At 70.1% G+C, this 24,640-nt stretch carries 25 protein-coding genes; 11 read left to right on the top strand and 14 right to left on the bottom strand.

Translation table 11 applies throughout. From position 1 onward, the window contains the following. Positions 1-3 precede the first annotated feature (3 nt). The gene (locus tag VGD44_RS17300) at positions 4-2,082 is read left to right on the top strand and encodes a PQQ-dependent dehydrogenase, methanol/ethanol family (protein ID WP_331089377.1); all 2,079 of its coding nucleotides are present in this window, start codon (positions 4-6) and stop codon (positions 2,080-2,082) included. A 9-nt stretch (positions 2,083-2,091) separates the two neighbouring features. On the opposite strand, the gene VGD44_RS17295 is transcribed toward VGD44_RS17300, so the two are convergent. From VGD44_RS17295 to VGD44_RS17265, 7 genes are all read right to left on the bottom strand, one after another. Beyond that, entirely contained in the window at positions 2,092-2,685 is a 594-nt protein-coding gene (locus VGD44_RS17295) for a DUF3501 family protein (protein WP_331089375.1), read from the bottom strand. A 1-nt stretch (position 2,686) separates the two neighbouring features. Next, complete coding sequence (locus VGD44_RS17290) at positions 2,687-4,069, bottom strand: heterodisulfide reductase-related iron-sulfur binding cluster (RefSeq protein ID WP_331089373.1); 1,383 nt, start codon at positions 4,067-4,069, stop codon at positions 2,687-2,689. 185 nt (positions 4,070-4,254) lie between these two features. Further along, complete coding sequence (locus VGD44_RS17285; RefSeq protein WP_068877746.1) at positions 4,255-4,671, bottom strand: rubrerythrin family protein; 417 nt, start codon at positions 4,669-4,671, stop codon at positions 4,255-4,257. A gap of 184 nt (positions 4,672-4,855) precedes the next feature. Then, the gene (locus VGD44_RS17280; protein ID WP_331089369.1) at positions 4,856-6,502 is read right to left on the bottom strand and encodes a hypothetical protein; all 1,647 of its coding nucleotides are present in this window, start codon (positions 6,500-6,502) and stop codon (positions 4,856-4,858) included. A 187-nt stretch (positions 6,503-6,689) separates the two neighbouring features. Next, complete coding sequence (locus tag VGD44_RS17275; protein WP_331089367.1) at positions 6,690-7,259, bottom strand: alpha-ketoglutarate-dependent dioxygenase AlkB; 570 nt, start codon at positions 7,257-7,259, stop codon at positions 6,690-6,692. A gap of 70 nt (positions 7,260-7,329) precedes the next feature. Next, positions 7,330-7,704, bottom strand: coding sequence for a hypothetical protein (locus tag VGD44_RS17270; RefSeq protein WP_331089365.1), 375 nt, complete (start codon positions 7,702-7,704; stop codon positions 7,330-7,332). A 78-nt stretch (positions 7,705-7,782) separates the two neighbouring features. Next, positions 7,783-8,361: a hypothetical protein gene (locus tag VGD44_RS17265; RefSeq protein ID WP_331089363.1), complete on the bottom strand. Its 579-nt coding sequence runs from the start codon at positions 8,359-8,361 to the stop codon at positions 7,783-7,785. A gap of 179 nt (positions 8,362-8,540) precedes the next feature. Between VGD44_RS17265 and VGD44_RS17260 the strand changes: the two genes are divergently transcribed. Then, positions 8,541-9,083 carry a class I SAM-dependent methyltransferase gene (locus tag VGD44_RS17260; protein ID WP_331089361.1) on the top strand — a complete coding sequence of 181 codons (543 nt, stop codon included), beginning with the start codon at positions 8,541-8,543 and terminating at the stop codon, positions 9,081-9,083. Between the two features lie 83 nt (positions 9,084-9,166). Here the strand turns inward: VGD44_RS17260 and VGD44_RS17255 are convergent, their stop codons facing one another. Continuing rightward, positions 9,167-9,943: an alpha/beta fold hydrolase gene (locus tag VGD44_RS17255; protein ID WP_331089359.1), complete on the bottom strand. Its 777-nt coding sequence runs from the start codon at positions 9,941-9,943 to the stop codon at positions 9,167-9,169. 11 nt (positions 9,944-9,954) lie between these two features. Further along, on the bottom strand, positions 9,955-11,217 hold the full coding sequence (locus VGD44_RS17250) for an LLM class flavin-dependent oxidoreductase (protein WP_331089357.1): 1,263 nt from the start codon (positions 11,215-11,217) through the stop codon (positions 9,955-9,957). A 184-nt stretch (positions 11,218-11,401) separates the two neighbouring features. On the opposite strand from VGD44_RS17250, the gene VGD44_RS17245 reads away from it, so the two are divergent. Together VGD44_RS17245 and VGD44_RS17240 are read left to right on the top strand one after the other, a co-directional pair. After that, entirely contained in the window at positions 11,402-11,605 is a 204-nt protein-coding gene (locus tag VGD44_RS17245) for a DUF2061 domain-containing protein (RefSeq protein ID WP_331089355.1), read from the top strand. A gap of 17 nt (positions 11,606-11,622) precedes the next feature. After that, positions 11,623-12,060 (top strand): DNA starvation/stationary phase protection protein, encoded by a 438-nt coding sequence (locus VGD44_RS17240; protein WP_331089353.1) that lies wholly within the window; start codon positions 11,623-11,625, stop codon positions 12,058-12,060. A gap of 71 nt (positions 12,061-12,131) precedes the next feature. Here VGD44_RS17240 and VGD44_RS17235 read toward each other — a convergent pair whose 3' ends face one another. Then, positions 12,132-13,571 carry an erythromycin esterase family protein gene (locus VGD44_RS17235; protein ID WP_331089351.1) on the bottom strand — a complete coding sequence of 480 codons (1,440 nt, stop codon included), beginning with the start codon at positions 13,569-13,571 and terminating at the stop codon, positions 12,132-12,134. An 86-nt stretch (positions 13,572-13,657) separates the two neighbouring features. On the opposite strand from VGD44_RS17235, the gene VGD44_RS17230 reads away from it, so the two are divergent. The 3 genes from VGD44_RS17230 (at position 13,658) to VGD44_RS17220 (ending at position 16,270) form a co-directional block, all read left to right on the top strand. Further along, entirely contained in the window at positions 13,658-14,224 is a 567-nt protein-coding gene (locus VGD44_RS17230; protein ID WP_331089349.1) for an NUDIX domain-containing protein, read from the top strand. 120 nt (positions 14,225-14,344) lie between these two features. After that, a complete protein-coding gene (locus VGD44_RS17225) occupies positions 14,345-14,617 on the top strand; it encodes an usg protein (RefSeq protein ID WP_331089347.1) in 273 nt (90 codons plus the stop codon). A 54-nt stretch (positions 14,618-14,671) separates the two neighbouring features. Beyond that, positions 14,672-16,270, top strand: coding sequence for a peptide ABC transporter substrate-binding protein (locus VGD44_RS17220; protein ID WP_331089344.1), 1,599 nt, complete (start codon positions 14,672-14,674; stop codon positions 16,268-16,270). A gap of 36 nt (positions 16,271-16,306) precedes the next feature. On the opposite strand, the gene VGD44_RS17215 is transcribed toward VGD44_RS17220, so the two are convergent. Then, on the bottom strand, positions 16,307-16,600 hold the full coding sequence (locus VGD44_RS17215; protein ID WP_331089342.1) for a glycine zipper 2TM domain-containing protein: 294 nt from the start codon (positions 16,598-16,600) through the stop codon (positions 16,307-16,309). A gap of 130 nt (positions 16,601-16,730) precedes the next feature. On the opposite strand from VGD44_RS17215, the gene mhpT reads away from it, so the two are divergent. Then, positions 16,731-17,915: a 3-(3-hydroxy-phenyl)propionate transporter MhpT gene (gene mhpT / locus VGD44_RS17210; RefSeq protein ID WP_331089340.1), complete on the top strand. Its 1,185-nt coding sequence runs from the start codon at positions 16,731-16,733 to the stop codon at positions 17,913-17,915. Position 17,916: 1 nt separating this feature from the next. Further along, positions 17,917-19,179 (top strand): MFS transporter, encoded by a 1,263-nt coding sequence (locus VGD44_RS17205; RefSeq protein ID WP_331089338.1) that lies wholly within the window; start codon positions 17,917-17,919, stop codon positions 19,177-19,179. Here VGD44_RS17205 and VGD44_RS17200 read toward each other — a convergent pair. Then, a complete protein-coding gene (locus VGD44_RS17200; protein WP_331089335.1) occupies positions 19,157-19,864 on the bottom strand; it encodes a glutathione S-transferase N-terminal domain-containing protein in 708 nt (235 codons plus the stop codon). The genes VGD44_RS17205 and VGD44_RS17200 overlap by 23 nt on opposite strands. 145 nt (positions 19,865-20,009) lie before the next feature. Between VGD44_RS17200 and VGD44_RS17195 the strand changes: the two genes are divergently transcribed. Then, complete coding sequence (locus VGD44_RS17195) at positions 20,010-22,139, top strand: TonB-dependent receptor (protein WP_331089333.1); 2,130 nt, start codon at positions 20,010-20,012, stop codon at positions 22,137-22,139. After that, positions 22,139-23,209 (top strand): PepSY-associated TM helix domain-containing protein, encoded by a 1,071-nt coding sequence (locus tag VGD44_RS17190; protein ID WP_331089331.1) that lies wholly within the window; start codon positions 22,139-22,141, stop codon positions 23,207-23,209. The genes VGD44_RS17195 and VGD44_RS17190 overlap by 1 nt, the downstream gene beginning before the upstream one ends. 51 nt (positions 23,210-23,260) lie before the next feature. Here VGD44_RS17190 and VGD44_RS17185 read toward each other — a convergent pair whose 3' ends face one another. Together VGD44_RS17185 and VGD44_RS17180 are read right to left on the bottom strand one after the other, a co-directional pair. Next, a complete protein-coding gene (locus tag VGD44_RS17185; protein WP_331089329.1) occupies positions 23,261-24,244 on the bottom strand; it encodes a nitronate monooxygenase family protein in 984 nt (327 codons plus the stop codon). 121 nt (positions 24,245-24,365) lie between these two features. After that, positions 24,366-24,602 (bottom strand): hypothetical protein, encoded by a 237-nt coding sequence (locus tag VGD44_RS17180; RefSeq protein WP_331089327.1) that lies wholly within the window; start codon positions 24,600-24,602, stop codon positions 24,366-24,368. Positions 24,603-24,640 lie beyond the last annotated feature (38 nt).

Genomic DNA, 24,640 nt, shown 5'->3' with positions numbered 1-24,640 from the left:
GTCTTGCAGAGTTGGGTTCGGTGGGCCGCCGTCATCGGCGCGGTTCTGGTCGCGGCGGCGTGCAGCCGGGGCGTGGATGGCCGGCGCATCGAGGCGGCCGACGCCTCGGAGTGGCTCAGCTACGGCCGGACCTACGACGAGCAGCGCTTCTCGCCGCTGAAACAGATCGACACCGCCACCGTCGGCAAGCTGGGCGTCGCCTGGTGGGCCGAGTTCGACACCGACCGCGGCCAGGAGGCGACCCCGCTGGTCGCCGACGGCGTGCTCTACACCACCACCGCCTGGTCCAAGGTCGCCGCCTTCGACGCGAAGACCGGCAAGCCGCTCTGGAAGTACGACCCCAAGGTCCCGGGCGAGGCCGGCTTCAACGCCTGCTGCGACGTGGTCAACCGCGGCGCGGCGCTGTGGAAGGGCCGTCTCTACGTCGGCACGCTGGACGGCCGCCTCGTCGCGCTGGACGCCAAGACCGGCCAGGTCGCCTGGGACGTCCAGACCACCGACAAGTCGCGCCCCTACACCATCACCGGCGCGCCCCGCGTCGTGGACGGCAAGGTGCTGATCGGCAACGGCGGCGCGGAATACGGCGTGCGCGGCTACGTCAGCGCCTATGACGCCGCCTCCGGCAAGCTGGCCTGGCGCTTCTACACGACGCCCAATCCCACCGGCGCGCCCGACGGCGCGGCGTCGGACAAGGTCTTCCGCGAGAAGGCGACGGCCACCTGGAGCGACGGGGTCTGGAAGGAGAGCGGCGGCGGCGGCACCGTCTGGGACGCGATCACCTACGATCCGCAGACCGGCCTAGTCTATATCGGCGTCGGCAACGGCACTCCCTGGAACCACAAGCTCCGCTCGGGCGGCAAGGGCGACAACCTGTTCCTGGCGTCCATCGTGGCGCTCAGACCCGACACCGGCGAGTACGTCTGGCACTACCAGACCACCCCCGGCGAGAGCTGGGACTACACCGCCACCCAGCACATCATGCTGGCCGACCTCCTCATCGCCGGGAAACCGACCCGCGTCGTCATGCAGGCCCCCAAGAACGGCTTCTTCTACGTCCTCGACGCCAGGACCGGCCGGCTGATCTCGGCCGAGAAGTTCGTGCCCGTCGACTGGGCCGAGCGCGTCGACCTGAAGTCCGGCCGCCCGGTCGAGGCGCCCTTCGCCCGCTACGAGAAGGGCGCCATGTCGAACCAGATGGTCGGCGCGCTCGGCGGCCACAACTGGCACCCGATGGCGTTCAACCCGAAGACCGGCCTCGTCTACATCCCCGCCCAGCACGGCCGCGGCTTCTATGCCGATCCCACCGACTTCAAGTACGTCGCCGGCGCCTGGAACACCGGCATGCTGCGCATCCCCGAGGGCCCAGGCGCCAAGCCCGTCCTCACGCGTCCCAACAACCGCGCCGCCGCCCGCGGCGAGCTGATCGCCTGGGACCCGGTCACCCAAAAGAAGCGCTGGAGCGTGATGTTCCCGCACATGACCACCAGCGGCGTGCTGGCCACCGACGGCGGCCTGGTCTTCCACAGCGCCGAGCGGCGGCTCGTGGCCTACGACGCGGCGAAGGGCCGGCCGTTGTGGAGCTACGACCTCGGCGCCCGCGCCATCGCGCCGGCCTCCACCTACGCCATCGACGGCGAGCAGTACTTGGCGTTGATGGTGGGCGCGGGCGGCGCCGGCAACTTCGACCAGCCCCGCCAGCGCGGCCGCCTGCTGGTGTTCAAGCTGGGCGGAACCGTGAAGCCACCGCCCTACCCCAAGCCCGCCGACCTGCCGGCGCTGGACCTGAAGCTGGCCACGCCCTCGGCCGGTGACGCCGACCGCGGCGGCGTGGTCTACGACCAGTTCTGCAGCGGCTGCCACGGCCGCGGGGTCTTCCTGCCGAACCTCACCCGCTCGCCGGCGATCCTGGAGCCCGAGGGCTTCAAAGCCATCGTGCTGGACGGGGCGCTGAAGGCGAACGGCATGGCCCCCTTTCGCCGCTTCTTCGACGAAAAGCGCGCCGAAGACATCCGCGCCTTCCTGCTCTGGCAGGCCAAGACGGCGCCGCCGCCAACGCCGGAGGAGCCGCGGCACGCGCAGTAGGGCGTCGGGTCAGGCGAAGTCCCGGCTGAGCTCCGCCCGGCTCGCCGGCGAGAGGCCCGCCAGGTGGGTGTAGCGCTCGTGGCTGCAGCCGATCAGGATCTCGGTGCCGGGGTCGCGGAACCGCGCGATGTGCTCGGGCTGTAGCGCGAAGCGCAGGAAGTGCACGGAGCTGGTCTTGCCGTCCTCGCGCGTGCGCTCGACGTCCTCCTCGGGCGTCGCCATCACCCGATCGCCCCCCACCTGGATGAAGAAGCAGTCCTCGGCGCCGCCCAGCCGCGCCAGCACCGCCTCGCGGCGCACCGGCTCGTCGATCTCGAACATCACCGTGGCCACCAGCTCGGAGCCGGTCGGGATCAGCGGGTTGTAGGCCGCCAGCTCGTCCGGAACCTGGGCCGCGCCGCCCTTCTCGATCAGCAGCATCTCCTGCACCTGGAAGAGCATGGTGTCGTAGCACTCGAAGTAGAAGGTGCAGTAGGGCCCAAGCTCGATCCGGCGCAGGCGCTTGATCGGCAACAGCTCGGCCCGCCAGGCCTTCCGGCGCTGGGCGAACTCGGCGTCGGGCATCAGGTCGTCGGGGGTGATGCGGCGGTCGGTGAGCGGCATCTCAGATCACTCCGTACGCGCGGGCGAACACCTCGATCGGGTGCGCCTCGCTGGGCCGCGGCGGAGCCGTCGCGGCGGTGTCGTCCCCCACCAGTTGCGCCAGATGCTTGCACGCGAGCGGGCAGTCGGAACACAGTGTCCCATTGGCCTTGGCGGCCACCTGGCGGGCGGCGGGCCGCCCCACCTTGTTGGCCGCCGGCCGCGTCGCCTTCATCACCCCGAACGTGCCGCCGTGACCCGAGCAGCGCTCCACCAGGTCGACCTTGGTGTCGGGGATCAGTTTTAGCATCTCCATCGACTTTGCGCCCATGTTCTGGGCGCGGGCGTGGCAGGCGTGATGGAAGGTGACGCCGCCTTCCACCGGCCTCAGGCCTTCCACCAGGCCGAACGTCTTGGAGAGCTCGACCACGTACTCGGCGACGTCCTTGGTCGCAGCCGACAGCGCCGCGATGGCCGGATCCTGCGGCAACATCAGCGGCCACTCGAACTTCATCATCAGCCCGCACGAGGCCGTCAGCGCGACCACATCGTAGCCCTCGGCGATGTACGGCGCGAAGGCCGCGGCGACCCGCTTCGCCTTTCCCGCCACGTCCTTGATGTCGCCAGCCTCGAGCTGGGGCATGCCGCAGCACTCGGGATAGACCAGCTTCACCTCGACGCCCTGCAGCGCCAACACCTTGGCGGCCGCCACGGCGGTGTCGGGCTTGTTGTAGTCGACGTAGCAGGTCGCATAGAGCGCGACCTTCCGCCGCCCGAACGCCGGGCCTTCAGGGTTCGCCGCCAGCGGGCGCTTCATCCGGTCGCCCGCGGTCTTCCCATGGAACGCCGGCAGCTCGGCCTCGGCGTCGATCTCGGCGATCGCTTCCAGCAGCTTGCGCAGGGGCGTGTTCTTCCGCGCGGTCGCCCAGTTCACCAGCCCGGCCACCGGCCTGGCCAGCTTGCCGTTGCGGTCCATCTCGCCCAGCTGCTCGCGCACCCAGGCCATCTCGCCCGCCCGCCGCTTGGCCGCCCGGTAGCGCAGGATCAGGTGCGGGATGTCGATGTCGAACGGGTGCGGCGGCACATACGGGCACTTCGTCAGGAAGCACATGTCGCAGAGCGTGCACGCCTCGGCGATGTGGGCATGGTCCTTCGGGCCGATGCCGTCGATCTCGCCCGTCGGGCCCTCGTCGATGGCGTCGAACATCCGCGGGAAGCTGTCGCAGAGATTGAAGCAGCGCCGGCACGTATGACAGACGTCGAACTGCCGCTGCAGCTCGGCCTCGACCTTGGCCAGGTCGTAGTAGTCCTCGTCCTGCCACAGGATCGGACGGCGGAAGGGCGCGTCGAGGCTGCCCTCGCGCGGGGGGCCGCCGGCAGCCGGCGCCTTGGTGTCTTCGCTCACGCTTCAGCTCTCAAAAGAGGTGTCATCCCGGTTTCGCGGAGCGAAGACCGGGACCCAACCTGCCCGTGCTCGAGGGTCAGCAAGGTCGGCCCTCACGTCGAGGGCGTCCCGGCCGCACGGAGACGCCGCCCGTTGGGTCCCGGTCTTCCGCCTGGCGGCGGAAACCGGGATGACACGCTTTGGGATCAGTCGAGCGTGTCGAGGGCGCGCTGGAAGCGGCCGGCGTGGCTCTTCTCGGCCTTGGCCAGGGTCTCGAACCAGTCGGCGATCTCGTCGTAGCCCTCCTCGCGGGCCGTGCGCGCCATGCCCGGGTACATGTCGGTGTACTCGTGGGTCTCGCCGGCGATGGCGGCCTTCAGGTTGTCGGCGGTGCCGCCGATCGGCAGGCCGGTGGCCGGGTCGCCGACGCTTTCCATGAATTCGAGGTGGCCGTGGGCGTGGCCCGTCTCGCCTTCCGCGGTCGAGCGGAACACGGCGGCGACGTCGTTGTAGCCTTCCACGTCGGCCTTCTGGGCGAAGTAGAGGTAGCGGCGGTTGGCCTGGCTCTCGCCCGCGAACGCGGCCTTGAGGTTCTCGATAGTCTTGCTGCTCGCAAGCGACATTGTTCATCTCTCCTTGGCGCGGCAGGCTCCCTCCCGACGCGCGAGCGGCACTATGGACGGCCCCGCCTATCGATCAACATGATTGGCTCTATGGCGAGCATCGACGCGCTCTATAGCGCGGTCTGTCGGAGGTTCTCCCCCCGTTTCGGGCACAACGTGGGCGACGGCGAAAAGATCCCGCGGTTCACGTCGCCGGCGGAACCTTCTTGGCCGCGGCGATCCGCGCCATGATCGCGGCGCGCTCGGTGTCGGTCTTGTTCCCCCACCACGCCCGCACCGCGTCGACGTCGACCGGCGAGACCCAGCCGCGATAGGCCGCCAGCTGCTTCTGCGGGAAGCCGTTCGCCTGGCCCCGCAAGTGGCGGTCGAAGAAGCCCCGCACGAAGTCGTTCTGCGCCCCGATCAGCACCTTCGTCGGCGTCGTCCCGAACAGCGGGTCGCGCACCGGCCGGCGGACGAACAGCGCGGAGTCCGACAGCCCGAGGTGCTGCGCGTCCTTCAGCATCACTCGATAGATGTCCCGCCGCATCCCGGCGGTCGCGAAGGCCTCGTAGGAGAACTCGTTGAAGCTGCGCATCCTGGTCGGCGGCTTCACGCCCAGCGCGCCATAGAGCCGGCCGAGGTCCGAGTGGAACATCAGGAACGGGACCGGCATCTCGGTCCCGAAGGCCTGGAACGGGAAGTCGCCGCCGTCCAGGTTGATCCCCGCCGCGCAGCGCCGGTCGATCATGCAGACCGTGCCCGAGGTGGCGCCACCGAACGACATGCCCATCTCGCCCACCCGCGTGAGGTCGCCCGCCGCGGCGATCTCGCGGATCGCGGGCGGCACGGCGCCCTTCTGGAGCTGGTCGTGCAGGAAGATGCGGTCTGCCGCCCAGACGCCGCCGCTCTGCATCAGCCGCGGGCTCTCGCCGGCCAGGGCCAGCTCGCGCGTGCGCAGGTAGCCCTCAAGGCGCGCGTCCAGCGTCTCGCCCGAGATCGCCAGGGCCTGCGCCTCGTCGCGGGCCTTCTCGGACGCCGTCGTCTTGCCCCGCCGCGACAGCTCGGGGTCGGCCGGCGCCACGTCGCCGTTCGGGAACACGGTGGCCGCAGAGTCGTAGGTGTGCTGCAGCGAGTAGACCACGTAGCCGTGGCTCGCGAGGTCCTCCATCAGCGCGGTGTTCTGCGCCAGGTACGAGGTGTAGCCGTGGCTGTAGAACACCACCGGCAGGCGCGCGGCCCCCGGCAGCAGCGGCGCGTCGAGGTGCGAATGGGTGCGGACATGCTTCACGTAGGTGAAGAAGGGCGGGAAGCCCACCAGCGAGCCCACCGACTCGGCCGTCGCCCCGGCCTCGGCCTCGGTGAAATAGCGGGCGCGCTGCCGGCCCGCGACCGCGCCGGCCGGATACCACACCCGCACCAGGAGGCGCCGCGGCTCGTTCGGGCCGGCCGCGAACACGCCCAGCCGCCCTGCGTCGACCACCTCGAAGGTCCGCACGCCCACCGGATGCGGCCCGCCGGGCTTCGGCAACGGCCAGAGCGGGAACAGCAGGATCGCCGCCACGCCGCCCGCCGCCAGCAGGCCGAACGCCGTCCCCGAGGCGAACGGCACGCCGGTCCGGCTCTTTGCCTTGCGCAGCCGGTTCACGCCGAGGACGACGAGCGCAACGAGACCCACCGCCCCGCCGACCCCGTCCTGCCACCGATCGTCCAGCACCCCCGCCACGCCCAGCGCCAGGGCCGCGGCGGCGAGCCCGGCCAGCACCAGCGGCCGACGCGGCAGCCCCCGCCACCACCATGCGGCCACGAACGCGGCCAGCGCCGCGATCAGCAGGATGTCGATCAGAGTCATGTCGTGCCCCCTCGTCCCCACCCTAACTTGTCATCCCGGTTTGGGCGCAGCCGAAGACCGGGACCCGTTGGACTCTGCGTTGAATGAGGGGCGCGGCATCGCCGCCTCGCCAGCCCACCCACGCCGCGCTCAATGGGTCCCGGTCTTCGCCTGCGGCGAAACCGGGATGACAACCTTGGGGGGCTAGCTAGCTCCGCAAATTGCGGAAGGTGATGGAGTAGCGGTGCGCCTTCGCTTCAGGAAGGCTGTGCTCCCAGTGCAGGCGGGCCGGTCCGTCCAGCAGATAGGCCGAGCGCGCCGCCAGGGCCACATTGATCCGCTCGAACCGCTCGCACGCCCGCTGCCGGAACCGCATCACGGTCGGCGACAAGAGCGAGACGCCCACCACCTTCTCGAACACCGGCCGGTCCCGGTGCCAGCCGATGGGCGCACCCTCGCGGTATTCGTTGATCAGCACGTGCTGGAAGGCCTCCGGCGCCAGCCCGGCGAACGCCGCGGCGCGGTCGCGGACCGGCAGCAGCCACTCCGGCATCGGCTCGGCCGTCACCAGGCCCGGCCCGTTGAAGTCGTAGCGCAGGCCGAAGCTCACCACCCTGCGCCGGCCCTCGTAGCCCCGGAACTGGAACGGCTCGAACGCCAGCCCGCCGAGACGCGCGACCAGTTCGGCTTCCTCCGGGGCCGAAACGAAGTCGTCCCTGTACCGGAAGCCCTCTGGCGCCACGGGCGGCAAGTCGAATAGCGCGCTCACGCGCTGCATGTGGGCGCAAACGAGGGCGGCGGGAAGGTCGCCCTTCCCGCCGCCGGAGTTCCCGATCCGCTATCCGCGCTTAGTAGGGCGGATAGAAGTCGCGATCGAGGTAGCCGTAGCGGCGGTCGTCATCGCGACGCGCGATCCGGACTTCCTGGGTCAGCATGTCCAGTCTGCGGTCCAGGTCGACCCGTTCCGCGCTCGACAGGCCGTTCCAGCGATAGCGCGCCTCGAGGCGGGCAATGCGGTTGAACTTGGTCCGCAGGCGATAGACCTCGCGCGGCGTCAGCTGGCCGTTGCGCTCGCCCTGGTCGATCCGGAACGCGATCTGTTCCTGCCGGGCGTCGATGGACATCCAGCGGCTGTCCGCGCGGCCCCAACCGTAGGGTTGGGCGGCCGCGGCGCCGGCGCTCAGCGCGGTGGCGGCGGCCAGGGTAAGGATCATGGTTTTCATCTCATCTCTCCTCAAACGCGTCCCTCGATGGAGGGGCCCGGTCTCGCGAGCCGCCTCCGGTGGGTTTCAGCGTGGGGGTCAGTAGCGGTTGTAGCCGTAGACCCGGTCGCTATCGGTGCGCGCCAGGTGGATGCGGGCGCTCAGGTCGGCGAAGCGGCGGTTGAGGTCCGCCCGCTCGGACGGCGACAGGCCGTCGACCCGGTAGTTGGCCTCGGCGCTCACCAGCGCGCTGAAGTCGTCGCGCAGGGCGTTAGCCTCGGCGCTGGTCAGCTGACCCGAGCGCACCCCGGCGTCGATCCGGGCGTCCAGGTCGGCCTTGCGGTCCTCGAGATCGACCCAGGCCACCTCCGCGCCTTCGCGGGTGGCGAGCCGGACGCCGTCGTCGATCGCCGCGTAGCGACGGTCGAGGTCCAGCTTCTCTCGGCCCGACAGACCGCCGTAGCGGTAGCTGGCCTCGAGCGAGACCAGCGCCGCGAGGTCGGCGCGCATGGCGCTGGCCTGGCTGGCGGTGATTTCGCCGCTGGCGACGCCCGCGTCGATCCGGTCTTCCATGATCGCCTGGCGTTCGATGATCGGCAGCCAGACTTGGGCGGAGGCCGCCCCCGCGCCGAGTGTCAGCGCGGCCGTCGCGGCCAGCAGGATGTTGGTCCTTTTCATCATCGTTTCAGGCTCCTCAGCGCCTCTTTCCCTCCAGTGTCCCTCGGTTGGGGAGGCGAAACTCCCCTGGCCGGGTTTGGTTCAGCGGGGCCGCGGCATCGATCACGCAGGCGTGAAGTCCCCTCTCCGAGAGCCCGCGCCATGCTCGGCGCGCAGGAACCGGCGGAGGGAGGCCGCGGGTGAAGGCGTTGGCGGTTGCGATCGGCGGCCTGGTCCTGGCCGCCTGCCAGACGGTCCCGGCGGACCGCGGCATCGATGTTATCTATGTTCCGACCCCACATGAGACGGTCGAGGCGATGCTGGCCCTGGGCGACGTGGGTCCCGGCGACGTGGTCTACGACCTCGGCTCGGGCGACGGGCGCATCCCGATCGAGGCGGCGAAGCGCTTCGGCGCCCGCGGCGTCGGCATCGACATCAGCCCCCGGCGCATCGCCGAAGCCAAGGCCAACGCCAGGGCCGCCGGCGTCGCCGGCCTCGTCCGCTTTCGCCGCGAGGACCTGTTCCAGGCCGACTTCCACGAGGCGACCGTCGTCACGCTCTACCTGCTGCCCGAGCTCAACGAACGCCTGAAGCCGCGCCTGCTCGCGCTAAAGCCGGGAACGCGCATCGTCAGCCACGTCTGGGACATGGGCGACTGGAAGCCCGAGAAGACGCTCGACGCCGCCGAGGGCTTCCAGATCCACCTGTGGCGGGTGCCGGAGCGGGCGCGAAGCGCAAATTAGCGCGCATCATCCGCCCCCAATTGTCATCCCGGTTTCGCCGCCAGGCGAAGACCGGAATGACATCCCCGGGTGGGTGCGCTCCCCTAGCCCAACCGCCCGATCGCCTCGGCCACCGCTTTCGGCTGCTCGAGCGTCACCATGTGGCCCGCTTCCGGGATGGACACCAGCTCCGCGCCCAGGATGCCCTTCTTGAAGCCGTGCGCGTAAACCGGCGGGATCAGCTTGTCCGAGTCCCCCCACACGATCACCGTCCGCGCCCGGATCCGGTACATCCGCCCGCTGAGCCCCCGTTCGGGGATCGGGAACAGGATGCGCCCGGCCATGCCGAGCTGGCGGGCGTTGGTGACCAGATAGGCCTGCAGGAAGCCCGGGTCGGTCACGTTGCGGCCGGCGGTCAGCATCGCCGCCCCGGCCTCCGCGTCGTGGAACAACAAGGCCGGCATCTCGTACGGCAGCGTCGCGAACAGGTCGGCGATCGGGTGGTCGTCGTCCCACAGGCCAGCCGGCGCGATCAGCGCCAGGCGCGAGACGTCGTTCGGCTGCACCGCCGCCATCTCGGCCGCGATCATCCCGCCCATCGAGTGGCCCACGAGGATCGGGTCCTTGAGGCCCAGGGCGGCGATCACGTCCCAGGTGTGCAGGGTGAAATCCAGCATGTCGCGGATCTCGGGCGCCTCCTCGCTGTCGCCGTAGCCGGGGATCAGCGGCGCATAGACCCGGTGGCTCTTGGCCAGCTCGGCCAACAACGGGTCTTCGGCGGTCACGCCGCCCGCGCCATGCAGGAAGACGAGGTCGGGGCCCGCGCCACCCACCAGGTAGCGGACGGGCACGTGGAAGGTCTCGACGGTCCGAAGTTCCATGGTCCCCTCCCTCACTCGGCCGGAATCGGCGCGCGGGCCGGAGCGGTCGGCAGCGAGCCGGCGGTCACCCGCTTCGCCAGCGGCTTGCACCAGAATCGGTCGTCGTCGGCGTAGTCCGGGAACATGTTGCGCAGCTTCGGCATCACCTTCTCGGCGAAGAGGCGGGTGGAATACATGCACTTGTCCGCCGGCATGTTCCCCACGTGCATGAGGCAGAAGATGTTGCCCACGTGGAGACCCTTGATCAGCTCCTCCATCCGCTGGCGGACGGTCTCGGGGCTGCCCGCGATCACGTGGCCTTGCTCGGTCAGCTCCTCCCAGGAGAGCTGGGTGTAGCCGCCCACCGGCGGGGCGTATTGCGACAGCGCGCCGGTCTGGATCGTCTTGATGGTCCGGTAGCCGGGCGCGTCGGCGAAGCCCGGATAGACGTGCAGGCAGCGGTTGTAGAAGTAGCTGATGTGCTCCTCGTACAGCTTCTTGGCCTCGGCGTCGGTCTCGGCCACGCAGATGGTCTGGGCGAAGCCGGCCCGGTACGGGCTCTTGTCGGGCGCGCCGCGCTCCTCCACCCGCTTCCAGTAGCCGTTCATCAGCGCCTGGGCCCGCAGGTACCCGGAGAAGCTGAGGTACGAGTAGCTGTAGGTGTTGTCGATGCAGAAGTCGTAGGTCTCGACCGAGCCGCCGCCCGGGATGTGCACCGGCGGGTGCGGCTGCTGGATCGGCCGCGGCCAGATGTTGACGTGGCGCAGCTTGTTGTATCGGCCGTTGAACGCGAACGGCTCGCGCGTGGTCCACGCCTTGATGATCAGGTCGTGGGCCTCCTGGTACTTCTCGCGCGTCAGGCTGGGGATCTGGCCGTAGCAGTAGTTGGTGTCCATCGACGTCCCGACCGGGAAGCCGGCCACCAGCCGCCCGCCCGAGATGCAGTCCAGCATGGCGAACTCTTCGGCCACGCGGACCGGCGGGTTGTAGAGCGCGATGGAGTTGCCCAGCACCACGAGGGCCGCATCGCTGGTCCGCCGCGCCAGGCCCGCGGCGATGATGTTGGGGCTGGGCATGATGCCGTAGCCGTTCTGGTGGTGCTCGTTCACCCCGATGCCGTCGAAGCCCAGCTCGCCCGCGTACTCGAGCAGGTCCATGTAGGTGTTGTAGACCTCATGGCTCTTGGCCGGATCGAACAGCTTCTGGTCGATGTCCACCCACACCGAGCGGTTCTTCTCCCGGAAGTCGTCCGGGAGATACGGCCACGGCATGAGGTTGAACCAGGTGAACTTCATAGGTCGTTCCTCCGTCAGCTCCGCTTCTGACGAGCGGTCGCTTAACGACGATAACCTACGGAGCCCCGGCGCCAAGCTGCGAAAACGACTGATAGTGTCGCTCTATGCAAAATTCCGAAAAGATCGATTGGACCTTTGGTCGCCGCCACCCTACCTAGGGCGTATGGAACACGGAGGACCGCCGATGCGCCTCGCCGCCAAGACCGCCAGTTGGTCGCTGGTTCACATGATCGTCGCCATCGCCGTGGCCTATGCGCTGACGCGCAACTGGCAGGCCGCCCTGGCCGTCGGCCTGATCGAGCCGGTCTTCCAGACCATCGCCTTCGCCGTGCACGAACGCGCCTGGGCCCTGCGCCCCGCGCCCGTCCGCGTGCGCCACCCCCGCTGACCCGAGGAGAGAACGACATGGCCGACAAGTCGCAGAAGGAAATCGCCGCCGGGCTCTCCAGGCTCCTGGCCGACACCTACGCGGTGTATCTGAAGACCCACGGCTATCACTGGAACGTCCGCGGCCCCAACTTCGGCTCGCTGCACGCCCTGTTCATGACCCACTACACCGAGATGTGGGCCGCCATCGACCTGATCGCCGAGCGCATCCGCGCCCTGGGCGAGTACGCGCCGCAGGGCTACGGCGCCTTCGGCCAGCTCTCCCACATCAAGGATGGCGACCCGTCCAAGAGCGCGAACGAGATGCTGCAAGAACTGGCCGCCGACCACGCCACGCTGGTCGCCACCGCCAAGGCCGCCCGCGAGGGCGCCGACGACGTCACCGCCTCGCTGATCGACGCCCGCGTCGAGGCGCACGAAAAGCACGCCTGGATGCTGAACGTCTCGATCGGCTAGCCGGGCCTGGGCGGCGCGCTTGCGGCCGAGGCCGAACGGCGCCCCCGCGGCCAAGGCGTCTGCCTACGCCGCTACAACCCGAACGGCCAGGTATCGTCCTCGCCCGCCGCGATGGCGGGCGCGGGCAGCGGCGTCACGGCCTGGGTCTCGTCGAACCAGACCCAGGCGTCGAACTGTTCGGGCAGCCGGCACTCGACGTAGTGGCTCCAGCGCTCGGTTTCCGGGCGGTAGATCACGCCGATGAACCGCTCCAACCGCGGGTCCGCGAGCCCGCGCCGCAGCGCGCTGTTCACGTTGGGCCGCAGGTCGAGCAGGAAGCGGTCGACGCCGGCGTTGTGCGACTGCCGCTCGTGGCTCTCGGGCAGCGAGGGCCGGACCGACTTGACCTCCATCGGCCCATCCCAGTCGCTGGCGCAGGCCACCGTCCCGCTGTTCGTGCCGAAGCCGATGAGGCAGGTGTCGGCCCAGGCCTCGCGGCAAAGCTGGCCCAGGTTCAGCTCGTCGCGGACCATCCCCATCTCGGTCGCCTGGGCGTCGCCGACGTGGGAATTGTGAGCCCAGACCACGGCCTTGGCGTCGTCGCCTCGGGCCTCCAGCACCGCCTTCAGCGTGTCGAACATGTGCGTGTCGCGCCGGTTCCAGGCCACGTCGCCGCCGTAGTACATCGCCCGGTAGTAGGCCTCGGCGTCGCGCACGAGCCGCGCGCTCTGCGTGGCGTCGAGCAGGGCCTCGTCGCTGCCCGCCGTCTCCTGCAGCTGGCGGGCGAGCATGTCGACCAGCATCGACGTCACGGCGGCCTCGCACTCTGCATAGCGCCCGGATACGGCCATGCGGCCGTAGGCCTGCGGCTCCTGCGCCCAGGGGTTCAGGCAGCCGTAGCGCTCGCGCGCCACCTGCGCCGCCTCGGGATCGACCCGCTCGAGGTATTCCACCACCGCCTTCATCGAGGCGGCCAGATTGTAGAGGTCCAGGCCGTAGATCCCGGCTTGGGCCCCAGGGGCGCGGCCCTCGTTGTGCCGACCGAGCCAGCCCAGGAAGGCGTCGAACTCGGCGTTGCGCCACATCCAGGTGGGGAAGCGCGCGAACGCCGTGAGATCGGACGGCGGCCGCAGGCCACGCACCCGGGCGTCGAGCACCCGCGCGTCGGGCCAATCGGCCTCGAGCGCGATCACGTTGAAGCCTCGGTTCTCCACCAGCCATCGGGTGATCGCCGCGCGGGCGCGGTAGAACTCGGACGTGCCGTGGGTGGCCTCGCCGAGCAGCACCACGCGCGCATCGCCGAAGCGGTCGAACAGGCGGCCGAACGCGGGGTCGTCCAGGTCGGGCAGGGGTTCGGCGGCGAACGCAATCTGAGCCGCCGGGCCGTGGAGCGTCGTCCGAGGCCGGGTCGCCGGCTGCGGACGCGGCTCGGCGAACGTGCGGGGCTGCTCGATCGGCGCCTGCGGGCCGTCCGCGCCGGAATCGCGCGCCGAATGGGCGTTCGGCTCGACGCTCGGCCGAATGTCAGGCATGGCCATGTATCCCGAATTGCACGCCCTTGAAGAGAACCCGCGACGATGCGCGCGGTTCCGGGCCGGGACGGGTGGGAGGACGACGGATGGCGGTCGAGCTTAGGAAGGTCGAGACGGCCTACCAGGGGTATCTGACGGTGCTGATGGCCACCTGCGCCGGCCCCGATGGCCAGACCTTCCGGCGCGAGATCGAGCACCACGGCCGCGCCGCCTGCGTCCTGCCCTATGACCCCGAGCGGAAGACCGCCCTGATGATCAACCTGCCGCGTGCGGCGGTGATCTGGGCGGGCGGTCCGCCCGAGCTGCTGGAAGCGCCGGCCGGCATGGTCGAGAACGAAGATCCCGAGGACACCGCCGTCCGCGAGGCGATGGAGGAATGCGGCGTTGTCCTCCGCCGGCTCGACGCCGTGGGCTCGCCATTCTCGTGCCCCGGCGTCTCCAGCGAGCGCGTCGACCTGTTCCTCGCCGAGTATGGCCAGGCCGACCGCACCGCTGCGGGCGGCGGGGTCGAGGGCGAGAACGAGCTGATCGCGGTGGAGGAGGTGCCGCTGTCGGTGCTGTGGACCTGGGTCGAGCAGCGGCGGATCGAGGACCTGAAGTCGTTGGCCCTGATCCTCGCGCTGCGGGTGCGCCGGCCCGAGCTGTTCGCCTAGCCTTGGCAGCAGTTCGGTTGCGCGAGTGCTAAACTACTGTATTCACGCAACTTTCATAAAGACTCATGCGTACTGTCGTGAAGCGTGGCCGCACGCGCCGCGCGATGCGCGAGGTCGCACATGAAGGTGTCGCCCGAGTTCCGGAAGCAGCTGGAAGGCTACGGCCTGACCACGGCCGAGATCCTCTACCGCATGCCGGACCATCCCAGCCTGCTGCAGAGCTACGTCTGGCAGGACTACGACCTGTTCCCCGACTTCCCGACGCTTCGGAAGTTCCTCGACTTCTGGCAGCGCACGCTGGACGGGCCGCTGTTCAAGGTGACGGTCGGCCACTGCCGGCTGATCCGGCCCGCCGAGCTGAAGGCGATCGGGGCCGAGTTCCGCCTGAACTGAGGTCCCGTCCCGACCGCCTCGACAGCGGGCGAATCCGCGTGGACTGATGACGGCGTGCTGAAGCCCGTCGCCGCCGCCGTTCTCGCCGCCGCGCTCGCCGCCTGTCAGGGCGCGCCGCAGCGGGCCGCGTGCCCGGCCGGCAAGGTCTGCCTCGAATACGGCAACAACTCCGAACCCCAGACCCTCGACCCCGGCAAGGCCAACCTCGTCGACGAGGCCTCGGTGATCGGCGACCTGATGATGGGCCTGACCACCGACTCCCCGGATGCGAAGCCCATCCCCGGCGCCGCCGAGCGGTGGGACGTGAGCCCCGACGGCCTCGTCTGGACCTTCCACCTGCGCGAGGCCCGCTGGTCCGACGGCCATCCCGTGACCGCCGACGACTTCGTCTACGGCCTGCGCCGCACGCTCGATCCGAAGACAGCGTCGATCTACGCTTACCTGCTCTACGTGATCAAAGGCGGCCAGGCGGTGAACGAGGGCAAGGCCCCCGGCGAGACCCTGGGCGCGGCCGCGCCCGACCCGCTGACCGTCCGGCTCACCCTCGAGCATCCCGCGCCCTACCTGCCCGAACTCCTCAAGCACCAGAGCTTCTTCCCCGTGCCGAAGCACGTGGTCGAGAAATACGGCGACGGCTGGGTGCAGCCCGGGCGCTACGTCTCGAACGGCCCGTTCCGGCTCACCGGCTGGCGACTGGGCGACCGCATCACCGTCGAGAAGAACCCGTACTTCTGGGACGCGAAGAATGTCTGCCTCGACCGGGTGAACTACTACCCGACCCCTGACGTGGTCACCGCCGAGCGGCGCGTCGCCCGTGGCGAGCTCGACCTCAACACCCGCTTCCAGTCCAACCGCTACGAGCGGCTGCAGAAGACCATGCCGGGCGTGCCGCACACCGACGTGTCGCTGGCCACGGCCTATCTGTCGTTCAACACCCGCGATGTTGCCGCCTTCCGCGACATCCGCGTGCGCCGGGCCCTGTCGATGACCGTCGACCGCGAGTTCATCACCCGGAAGCTGCTGCGCGCCGGCCAGCTCCCGGCCTACGCGTTCGTGCCCGACATCACCGCCGGCTACGTGAAGAACGGGCCGAAGGTGCGCTGGGCCGGCATGCCGTTCGAGGCGCGCCAGGTCGAGGCGAAGCGGCTTCTGGCTCAGGCCGGGTACACGGCGGCGCAGCCGCTGAAACTCACTATCACCACGCCGAACAACACCGACACCCTGCTCCTGATGGAGGCGGTCCAGGCCGACTGGCGGGCCATCGGCGTGGACGTGAGGATCGCCCAGAACGAGACCGGCGTGGCGTTCAACGCCTACCGCAACCGCGACTTCGACGTGGGCTCGATGAGCTGGTACGGCGACTTCAACGACCCCGTCACCTTCCTGGGCCTCTTCAAGTCCGATACCGGGGCCCAGAACTACGGGGACTATCGCAACCCGGCCTACGACGCCCTGCTCGCCGCCGCCGACCAGGAACCCGACGCGGGCAAGCGGGCCCAGATCCTGGCCCGCGCCGAGCAGTTGATCCTCGACGACGAGGCCACCGTGCCGATCTTCTTCGTGGTGAACCGCAACCTCGTCAGCCGACGCGTCACCGGCTGGGCCGACAACGCGCCCAACTTCCACCGGGCGCGCTGGATGTGCCTGAAATGATCAGAACCTCCCCCGCATGCGGGGGAGATTTCTTCGCTACCGGTTCTCGTACCAGCAGCGCTTCTTCTTGGCCTTGTCCTTGGCGATCTCGTGGCCGGCCACGGCGCCAACGCCTGCGCCGATGATCGTGCCCTCGGTCTTGGAGCCCCGGCCCGCGACCACGTTGCCCAGCACGCCGCCAGCGACCGCGCCCACCACCGTTCCCTGGTTGGCCTTCTTCTTCACATCCTTGCAGACCAGCACCCGCTTGGCCTCGGCCGGCAGCGGGGCGGCCACCAGTGCGCCCGCCGACGTGGCGAACACGAAGGCCGCGATCAGCCTGTTGCGCATGACATCTCTCCTCGGAGCCCCGCCCATCGGCGCATAACCCGCAAGGCCTCGCTTGGGTTTCGTCGCTTGGGTTTCTGGGGCCGCGCCGATACCACTTGAGGCCGGACGCGGATTCGTATCGGGGGCGCGGGTGGAGAAGAAGTCGGTCGCCGGCGGCCTGGTCGTCCTCGTCTGTTTCCTGATCGCCGCCGTCGAAGGCTACGACATCCAGGCCTTCGGCGTGGCCGCACCGAAGATGGTTCCCGAGCTCGGCCTCAACCCGGCGCAGCAGGGCTGGGCGGCCAGCGCGGCGATGATCGGCCTGGTCATGGGCGCCTTCGCCGGCGGCTGGCTCGCCGACCGGACGGGGCGCAAGCCGGTGCTCGTTGGTTCAGTCGCGATGTTCGGGATCTTCTCGCTCGTGACCGCGGCGGCGCTGTCGTACGACGCTCTCTTGTGGGCCCGCTTCGCCACCGGGCTCGGCTTCGGCGGGGCCATGCCGAACCTGATCGCCGTGGCGGTCGAGATCGCCAAGCCCGACCGGCGGGCGGCCACCGTGGCGGCCATGTTCTGCGGCATGCCGGTGGGCGGCGCGACGTCGGCGCTGATCGCGCGGGTCGCGGGCGACGGCCTGGACTGGCGGACCATCTTCATCGCCGGCGGCGTGGTGCCGCTGGTGCTGATCCCGGTGATCGTCCTGCTGCTGCCCGAGACCCGGCCGGCGCACGACCCCGCCGCCGACCGCAATCTCGTGCGCGCCCTCTTCGCCGGGCGGCGGGCGGCGCCCACGGTGCTGATCTGGGCGGCGTTCATGCTGACCCTGGTGGTGCTCTACCTGGCGCTCAACTGGCTGCCGACGCTGGTCGTCGACAAGGGTCATCCACCTGCCCAGGGCTTCGCCGCCGCCATGGCGTTCAACATCGCCGGCGTGGTGGGTTCGCTGCTGGTGGGCGGCGTCACCGACCGGCTGGGCTGGCGCTGGCCGCTGGCGGCGGTCTACGTCGCCCTTGCCGCGGCCATGGCCGGGCTCGCGGCCGCCGCCACGCCGTTCGCGATCCTGGCGCTGTCGGCCGCCGCCGGCTTCCTGGTGATGGGCGCGCAGTTCTCGCTCTATGCCGTGGCGCCCATGCTCTACCCAGTCCACCTGCGCGGCGCAGGGGCCGGCGCGGCGGTGGCTGTGGGCCGGCTGGGCTCCATTGCCGGGCCGCTGATCGCGGGCGAGCTGCGCAATGCCGGCTTCAGCCCGAGCCAGGTGTTTCTGACCATGACGCCGGTGGCCGTCGCCGCGGCCGTGATCCTGCTCGCCCTGGCGCGCACTGCCCGCCCGGCGGCCTGACATGGCCACCGTCGCACGCTTGCGATGGTGGATCGTCGGCCTCGTCTGCGCCGGCACGATCATCAACTACATCGACCGCAACGCGCTGGGCGTGCTGGCGCCGCACCTGACCGAGGAACTCGACCTCTCCACGCAGCAGTACTCGTGGGTCGTGGCCGCCTTCCAGGTGGCCTACACGCTGATGCAGCCCATCTGCGGCGCGATCCTGGACGCGGTGGGCCTGAAGTCCGCCTTCGCCCTGTTCGCGGTGGCGTGGTCGATCGCCGGTATGGGCCACGCCTTCGCCGGCGGCTGGATGTCGCTCGCCGCCTTGCGGGGCCTGCTGGGCGCCAGCGAGGCCGCCGCCATCCCCGCCGGCATCAAGGCGATCGGCGAGTGGTTCGGGCCGAAGGACCGCTCGGTCGCGGTGGGCTTCTTCAACGCCGGCACCTCGCTGGGCGCGATGATCGCGCCACCGCTGGTGATCTGGCTGACGCTGACCTGGGATTGGCGCACGGCGTTCCTGGTCACGGGCGCGCTCGGCATCCTCTGGGCCTTCGCCTGGTGGCGTCTCTACGAGAGCCCGGCCCGCCACGCCGCGCTTTCCGACACCGAGCGCGCCCAGGCCCCGACCGCGTCCCCTGGCGGCGCGGTGGTGCCTTTCCGCGCGCTGTTCCGCCAGCGGGTCTTCTGGGCGCTGGCCATCCCGCGGTTCCTGGCTGAACCCGCCTGGCAGACCTTCAGCTTCTGGATCCCGCTGTACCTCGCCCGCGAGCGTGGCCTGGACCTGAAAGGCATCGCCCTCTTCGCCTGGATGCCCTTCCTGGCCGCCGACCTGGGCGGAATCCTCGGCGGCTACCTGTCGCCCTTCCTGATGGGCCGGCTGAAGCTCGGCCTCCTCACCTCGCGCGCCGCTGGCGTGGCGCTGGGCGCGGTGCTGATGATCGCGCCGGCCTGCGTGGGCTTGGTCCATGGCCCGGTGGCCGCCATCGCCCTCTTCTGTGTGGGCGGCTTCGCGCACCAGATGATCTCGGTGCTGATCAACACCCTGACCACCGACGTCTTCCCGCGCGAGTCCCTGGCCCGGGCCAACGGCCTCGTGGGCATGATGGGCTGGACCGGCGGGCTGCTGTTCTCGCTGCTCGTCGGCGCGCTCGCCGACCGCACCGGCTTCGGCCCGCTGTTCGGTCTGCTCGGTGCGTTCGACGTCCTGGGCGCCCTGGTGCTGTTCGCCCTGCTGCGCCCGATGTGGCGCGACCGGCTCAGCCCCGCGACGGGATCGTGAGGCCCCGCTGCACGGCCGGCCGCGCCAGCCCACGCTCCAGCCAGGCCGGGACGTGCTTCAGCTCGTCGAAATGTACGAGCTCGCGGGCCTCGTAGAAGCCGATGAGGTTCCTCACCCAGCCCAGCAGCGAGACGTCCGCAATGGTGTAGTCGTCGCCCATCATCCACGGCCGCCCGTCCTCGAGCCGCGTCTCCAGCACCTTCAGCAGACGCTCGGACTCCGCGCGGTAGCGCTCGAGCGGGCGCTTGTCCTCGTACTCGCGGCCGGCGAACTTGTTGAAGAAGCCCAGCTGCCCGAACATCGGCCCGGGACCGCCCATCTGCCAGAACACCCACTGGATGGTCTCGTAGCGCCGCGCCGGATCGGCGGGCAGCAGCTTCCCCGTCTTCTCCGCGAGGTAGAGCAGGATCGCGCCCGACTCGAAGAGCCCCAGCGGCTTCCCGCCCGGCCCGTCGGGGTCGATGATCGCCGGGATCTTGCCGTTCGGGTTCAGCGACAGGAACTCGGGCGTTTGCTGGTCGTCCTTGCCGAAGTCCACCAGGTGCGGCTCGTACGGCAGGCCGATCTCCTCCAGCATGATCGACACCTTCACCCCGTTGGGCGTCGGCAGGCCGTAGAGCTGCAGCCGATCGGGATGCTGCGCCGGCCAGCGCGCGGTGATCGGGAAGCTCGAGGGGTCGGCCATTCGGGGCTCCTGGCGCTGGGCGGAACCGCTCAGATGGCGACGCTGCGGCGAAGGTCAATCGCGGCCGGACGCTGGTTTGTGAGATTGCGAATGACTCGCATCAAGCGATGTCCTATAGCGCGACCGTTGTCGCCTGAGGGGAACCATGCGGACCGCGCTCCTGACTTCCACGATCCTGGCCGCCGCCACGCTGGCGCAGGCCGCAGCGGCGCAGACGGCTGACGCAGACCGCGAGGTCGAGGAGGTCACCATCACGGCGGCCCGCACCGTGCTGCCGGCCAACGCCCTGCCCCTGACCGTGGACGTCATCGATGCCGCCCAGCTGCAGCAGCAGGTGACGATCGGGGGCTCGGTGGTCGACGCCGTGGCGGCGCTGACGCCGTCGTTCTCGCCCACCCGCCAGAAGCTGTCGGGCGCCGGCGAGACCCTGCGCGGCCGTTCGCCGCTCTACGCGATCAACGGCATCCCGCAGTCGACGCCGCTGCGCGACGGCTCGCGCGACGGCTTCACCATCGACCCGTTCTTCATCGACCGCGTGGAGGTGATCTTCGGCTCCAACGCGCTGCAGGGCATCGGCGGCACGGGCGGCATCGTCAACCAGGTGACCGTGGGCGCGCCCAAGGCGGAGGGCCTCAGCGGCCGGACCCTGCTGCAGACGGTCGCCGACGACGAGGGCCACGGCGACGGCTTCGGCTACAAGGCCGCAGGCCTGGCGAGCTGGCGCGAAGGCGCGTTCGACGCGACCGTCGGCGCAGCCTACGAGACCCGTGGGGCCTTCTACGACGGCCACGGCAATCGCGTCGGCTTCGACACCGTGCAGGGCGAGACCCAGGACTCCGAGAGCTGGTCGCTGTTCGGCCGCTTCGGCTATGCCGTCAGCGACACCGCCCGCCTGGACCTTATCGCGAGCCGCTTCCAGCTGGACGGCGACGGCGACTACGTGGCCATGATCGGCAACCGCGGGACGGGCACGCCCACGTCGGCCATCCGCGGCAAGCCGCCCGGCGTGCCGGCCCGCGGCCGCACCGAGAGCGCGGCGGTCTCCTACACCGACGACGACCTGATGGGCGGCCATCTGGTCACCCAGCTGTTCTGGAACCGCACGCGCGACACCTTCGGCAGCGATCCGACCCCCATCGCAACCTTCCAGGACGCCCGCATCGCGCCGGTCGGCACGCTGTTCGACCAGTCCGAGAACCGCTCGAAGAAGGTCGGCGCCAAGTTGAGTTACGAGCGCGCCGTCCCCGGCCTGCCGAACCTGACCGCCACGGTCGGCCTCGACATCCTGCGCGACAAGACCGAGCAGGTGCTCATCGCCACCGACCGCAACTGGGTCCCGCTGACCGACTTCCGGTCGATCGCCCCATTCGTGCAGGCCAACCTGGCCCTGTTCGACGAGAAGGTTCGTCTCGCCGGCGGCCTGAGGAACGAGAACGTCCGCATCAAGATCGACGACTTCACGACGCTGGCGTTCTACGGCGCCCGGGCGGTGTCGGGCGGATCGCCCGAGTTCAGCGACACCCTGGTCAACGCCGGCGTCATCGTCGAGCCGGTGGAGGGCGTTCGCGCCTACGCCAGCTACGCCGAGGGCTACACCGTCCCCGATGTCGGCCGCATCACCCGCGCCATCACCCGGGTCGGCGTCGACATCGACAGCTTCCTCGACATCAGCCCGATCATCTCCAACAACCGCGAGATCGGGCTGGAGCTGAGGCGCGGCCCTTTGAGCGCCAGCGCCAGCTACTTCTGGTCCACCAGCACCAAGGGCCAGCTGCTTGTGCTGGTCGGCACGGTGTTCGAGGTGCAGCGCCAGCGGGTCGAGATCGAGGGCCTGGAGCTCAACGCCACCCTGAAGACGCCCATCGACGGCTTGACCCTCACGGCGGGCTACGCCGACCTCAAGGGCCGCACCGACTCAAACGGCGACGGCAACGTCGACATCGATCTCGACGGGGCGAACATCTCGCCCGACCGGATCGTGGGCTCGGTGAACTACAACAATGGCCCCTGGGCGGCGCGGCTGCAGGTGCAGGACTTCCTGTCGCGCGGCTTCGACGGCGCCGACCCCCGCAACAGCTTCGAGGGCTACACCCTGGTCGACGCCTCGGTGCGCTACGACTTCGAGCGCTGGGGCGGCGTGACCCTGGCGGTCGCCAACCTCTTCGACACCTTCTACATCGACTACAACACCGACACCCAGCAGCCGACCAACAACCAGCGCTTCTTCGCCGGCCGCGGGCGCACGTTCACGCTCGCCTGGGACTACCGGTTCTGATGCGCGTCATCGATCTCCTGCACCGCTGGCTGGGCGGGACGATCGGGCTCCTGCTCGCGGTGCTGGGCGTCTCCGGCGCCCTGCTCGTGCACAAGGACATCTGGGTCGGCGTGCCCGGCGCGCGGGACGCCCAGGTGCAGGACACCGCCGCCCTGGCCGCGGCCGCCGAACGGATCATGTCCGGCCCGGACCGGCCGCGCAGCATCGTCTTCGCCTCGAAATCGTTCGGCCTCGACCGCCTGAGCTACGAAGGCCAGCGCGGCGCCTATGCGGACCAGGCGGGCGAAATCGTCACCCGCTGGAACAGCCAGTGGGAGCGGCCGGAGATCTGGCTGTTCGACCTGCACCACCACCTCTTCTATGGCGACACGGGCGAGATGGTTGCGGGCGTGGCCGGCCTCGTGGGCCTGGGCTTCGTGGTGACGGGGCTGATCCTGTGGTGGCCGCTGCGGCGCAGCTACGAATTCCGGCTCTGGCCCAGGGCGGCCTCACGCTTCCCGATCCTGCGCCACCACCGCGACTGGGGTGTGGTGCTCGCCCCCGTGCTCGCGCTGTCGTTGGTCACCGGCTCGATCATGGTGTTCCGGCCGGTCGCCAACCTGATGCTGGGGCCCGGCGCCGCGGCCGAGGTGGACGCCAGCCTCGAGCCCCCGCCGCCGCGCAAGGCGAAGCTCGCGGACGACCTCGACTGGGCCGGCATGATCGCGACCGCGCGCCGGCTGCATCCCGACGCCGAGGTGCGGATCCTGTCCCTGCCGCGCGGCAAGAGCGGCCTCGTCAGCCTGCGGCTGCGCCAGCCGCAGGAGTGGCTGCCCAACGGCCGCACCACCCTGTGGTTCGCCGCCGACACGGGCGAACTGGTCCACGCCCGCGACGCCCTGAAGCTGCCGCCGCGCGCCCAGGCCTACAACGCCCTCTACCCGCTGCACGCGGCCAAGGTGGGCGGCCTGCCCTATCGGCTGGTGATGACGCTGTCGGGCCTGACGCTGGGCCTCTTCGGCACCCTGACCGTCTGGACCTTCTGGTTCGCCCGCAAACCGCGCCAACGCCGCGAGCCGCGCCCGGCCTGAACCGTACTTAATCCGCTCATCCCGGCGAATGCCGGGATGAGCGGGAGATATCTAGGCCATGACCGCCAGGCGGCGCGCGTTGGCCTCCAGAACCTGTTCGGCCTGGCGCATGATGTTCTCCACCAGCACCTTGCAGGTCGGGATGTCGTGGATCAGGCCCTGGCTCTGGCCGACGGTCCAGATGCCGCCATCGGTGTCGCCCTCGCCCAGCACGTTCTTGCGGCCGCGCACGCCGGCCACCAGGTGGCGGACGTCCTCGATGGTCTTCGTCGGGTCCTGCTGGATCTTCACCACCTCCTCCGAGATGGCGTTCCGCGCCACCCGGCTGGTGTTGCGCAGGGTGCGGTTGGTGAGCAGCGTGTCGCGCTCGGTGTTCTCGACGATCTTCTGCTTCACGTTCTCGTGGATGGCGCACTCCTGTGTGGCCATGAAGCGGGTGCCCATGTTGACGCCGTCGGCGCCCAACGCCAGCGCCGCCGCCAGGCTGCGCCCGTCGGCCATGCCGCCCGAGGCGATGATCGGCACGTTCACCGCATCCGCCGTCGCCGGCAGCAGCACGATCAGGCCGATGTCGTCCTCGCCGGGGTGACCGGCGCACTCGAAGCCGTCGATCGAGATCACGTCGCAGCCGTGCTTCACCGCCGAGATCGAGTGGCGGACCGAGGTGCACTTGTGGATCACCTTCACGCCCGCGGCCTTGAAGGCCGGCAGGTGGTCGACGGGCGCGCGGCCCGCGGTCTCGACGATCTTGATGCCGCTCTCGATGATCGCCTGCCGGTACTCGTCGTAGGGGATCGGGTTCAGCGACGGCAGCAGGGTCAGGTTGATCCCGAACGGCTTGTCGGTCAGGTCGCGGCAGCGCTGGATCTCCTTGTGGAGCTCCTCGGCCGACTGGCTGTGGTGGGCGGTGATGAAGCCCAGCGCACCGGCGTTGGCCACCGCGGCCACCAAGGGCGCGTATCCCACCCCGGTCATGCCGCCCATAACCAGCGGGGTCTCCACGCCGAACATCTCGGTGATGCGGGTCCTGATCATCGTAGCTTCCTTCCCCTGGGGCGCGGCCCTGCGGATCATACTGTCACGCCGAAACGCCGCCTGTCTTGCGGTTGCGTCGCGCGCACTGCAGCCAGGGTGACGTGGCGCGAGGCAAGCGCGTCTAGGCGAGCTCCCCCGCCCGCCGCCGAGACGCCCAGATGAGCCACCCGCCGACCAGCGCCATGCCCTGCGCGATCCCCGACAGCAGGCACGCCAGCCCGAGCCCGAGCCGAAGGGCCCAGACCTGGCAGGACCCGCAGGTCCCGAACACGGCGATCCCGATCGCGACGAGGCCTGCAAGGCCGGCGACCACGAGGACGAGGCCGAGGAGTGCGTAGGCGGGACGCGCGACGATCATGGGACGCTCCTACGCGGCCATTGTCGCATGTTCTGGCT

The organism is Phenylobacterium sp. (assembly GCF_036402295.1).
Taxonomy (GTDB): Bacteria; Pseudomonadota; Alphaproteobacteria; order Caulobacterales; family Caulobacteraceae; genus Phenylobacterium.
Note: the sequence above shows the minus strand (reverse complement) of the source record. Positions and strands in the feature narration are given on the sequence as shown.

Excerpts from the sequence above, each read along its gene's own strand:
- VGD44_RS17295 (WP_331089375.1), bottom strand. The coding sequence starts at position 2,685 with ATGCCGCTCACCGACCGCCGCATCACCCCCGACGACCTGATGCCCGAC.
- VGD44_RS17285 (WP_068877746.1), bottom strand. The coding sequence starts at position 4,671 with ATGTCGCTTGCGAGCAGCAAGACTATCGAGAACCTCAAGGCCGCGTTC.
- VGD44_RS17280 (WP_331089369.1), bottom strand. The coding sequence starts at position 6,502 with ATGACTCTGATCGACATCCTGCTGATCGCGGCGCTGGCCGCGTTCGTG.
- VGD44_RS17275 (WP_331089367.1), bottom strand. The coding sequence starts at position 7,259 with ATGCAGCGCGTGAGCGCGCTATTCGACTTGCCGCCCGTGGCGCCAGAG.
- VGD44_RS17270 (WP_331089365.1), bottom strand. The coding sequence starts at position 7,704 with ATGAAAACCATGATCCTTACCCTGGCCGCCGCCACCGCGCTGAGCGCC.
- VGD44_RS17265 (WP_331089363.1), bottom strand. The coding sequence starts at position 8,361 with ATGAAAAGGACCAACATCCTGCTGGCCGCGACGGCCGCGCTGACACTC.
- VGD44_RS17255 (WP_331089359.1), bottom strand. The coding sequence starts at position 9,943 with ATGGAACTTCGGACCGTCGAGACCTTCCACGTGCCCGTCCGCTACCTG.
- VGD44_RS17250 (WP_331089357.1), bottom strand. The coding sequence starts at position 11,217 with ATGAAGTTCACCTGGTTCAACCTCATGCCGTGGCCGTATCTCCCGGAC.
- VGD44_RS17245 (WP_331089355.1), top strand. The coding sequence starts at position 11,402 with ATGCGCCTCGCCGCCAAGACCGCCAGTTGGTCGCTGGTTCACATGATC.
- VGD44_RS17240 (WP_331089353.1), top strand. The coding sequence starts at position 11,623 with ATGGCCGACAAGTCGCAGAAGGAAATCGCCGCCGGGCTCTCCAGGCTC.
- VGD44_RS17235 (WP_331089351.1), bottom strand. The coding sequence starts at position 13,571 with ATGCCTGACATTCGGCCGAGCGTCGAGCCGAACGCCCATTCGGCGCGC.
- VGD44_RS17230 (WP_331089349.1), top strand. The coding sequence starts at position 13,658 with ATGGCGGTCGAGCTTAGGAAGGTCGAGACGGCCTACCAGGGGTATCTG.
- VGD44_RS17225 (WP_331089347.1), top strand. The coding sequence starts at position 14,345 with ATGAAGGTGTCGCCCGAGTTCCGGAAGCAGCTGGAAGGCTACGGCCTG.
- VGD44_RS17215 (WP_331089342.1), bottom strand. The coding sequence starts at position 16,600 with ATGCGCAACAGGCTGATCGCGGCCTTCGTGTTCGCCACGTCGGCGGGC.
- VGD44_RS17205 (WP_331089338.1), top strand. The coding sequence starts at position 17,917 with ATGGCCACCGTCGCACGCTTGCGATGGTGGATCGTCGGCCTCGTCTGC.
- VGD44_RS17200 (WP_331089335.1), bottom strand. The coding sequence starts at position 19,864 with ATGGCCGACCCCTCGAGCTTCCCGATCACCGCGCGCTGGCCGGCGCAG.
- VGD44_RS17195 (WP_331089333.1), top strand. The coding sequence starts at position 20,010 with ATGCGGACCGCGCTCCTGACTTCCACGATCCTGGCCGCCGCCACGCTG.
- VGD44_RS17190 (WP_331089331.1), top strand. The coding sequence starts at position 22,139 with ATGCGCGTCATCGATCTCCTGCACCGCTGGCTGGGCGGGACGATCGGG.
- VGD44_RS17185 (WP_331089329.1), bottom strand. The coding sequence starts at position 24,244 with ATGATCAGGACCCGCATCACCGAGATGTTCGGCGTGGAGACCCCGCTG.
- VGD44_RS17180 (WP_331089327.1), bottom strand. The coding sequence starts at position 24,602 with ATGATCGTCGCGCGTCCCGCCTACGCACTCCTCGGCCTCGTCCTCGTG.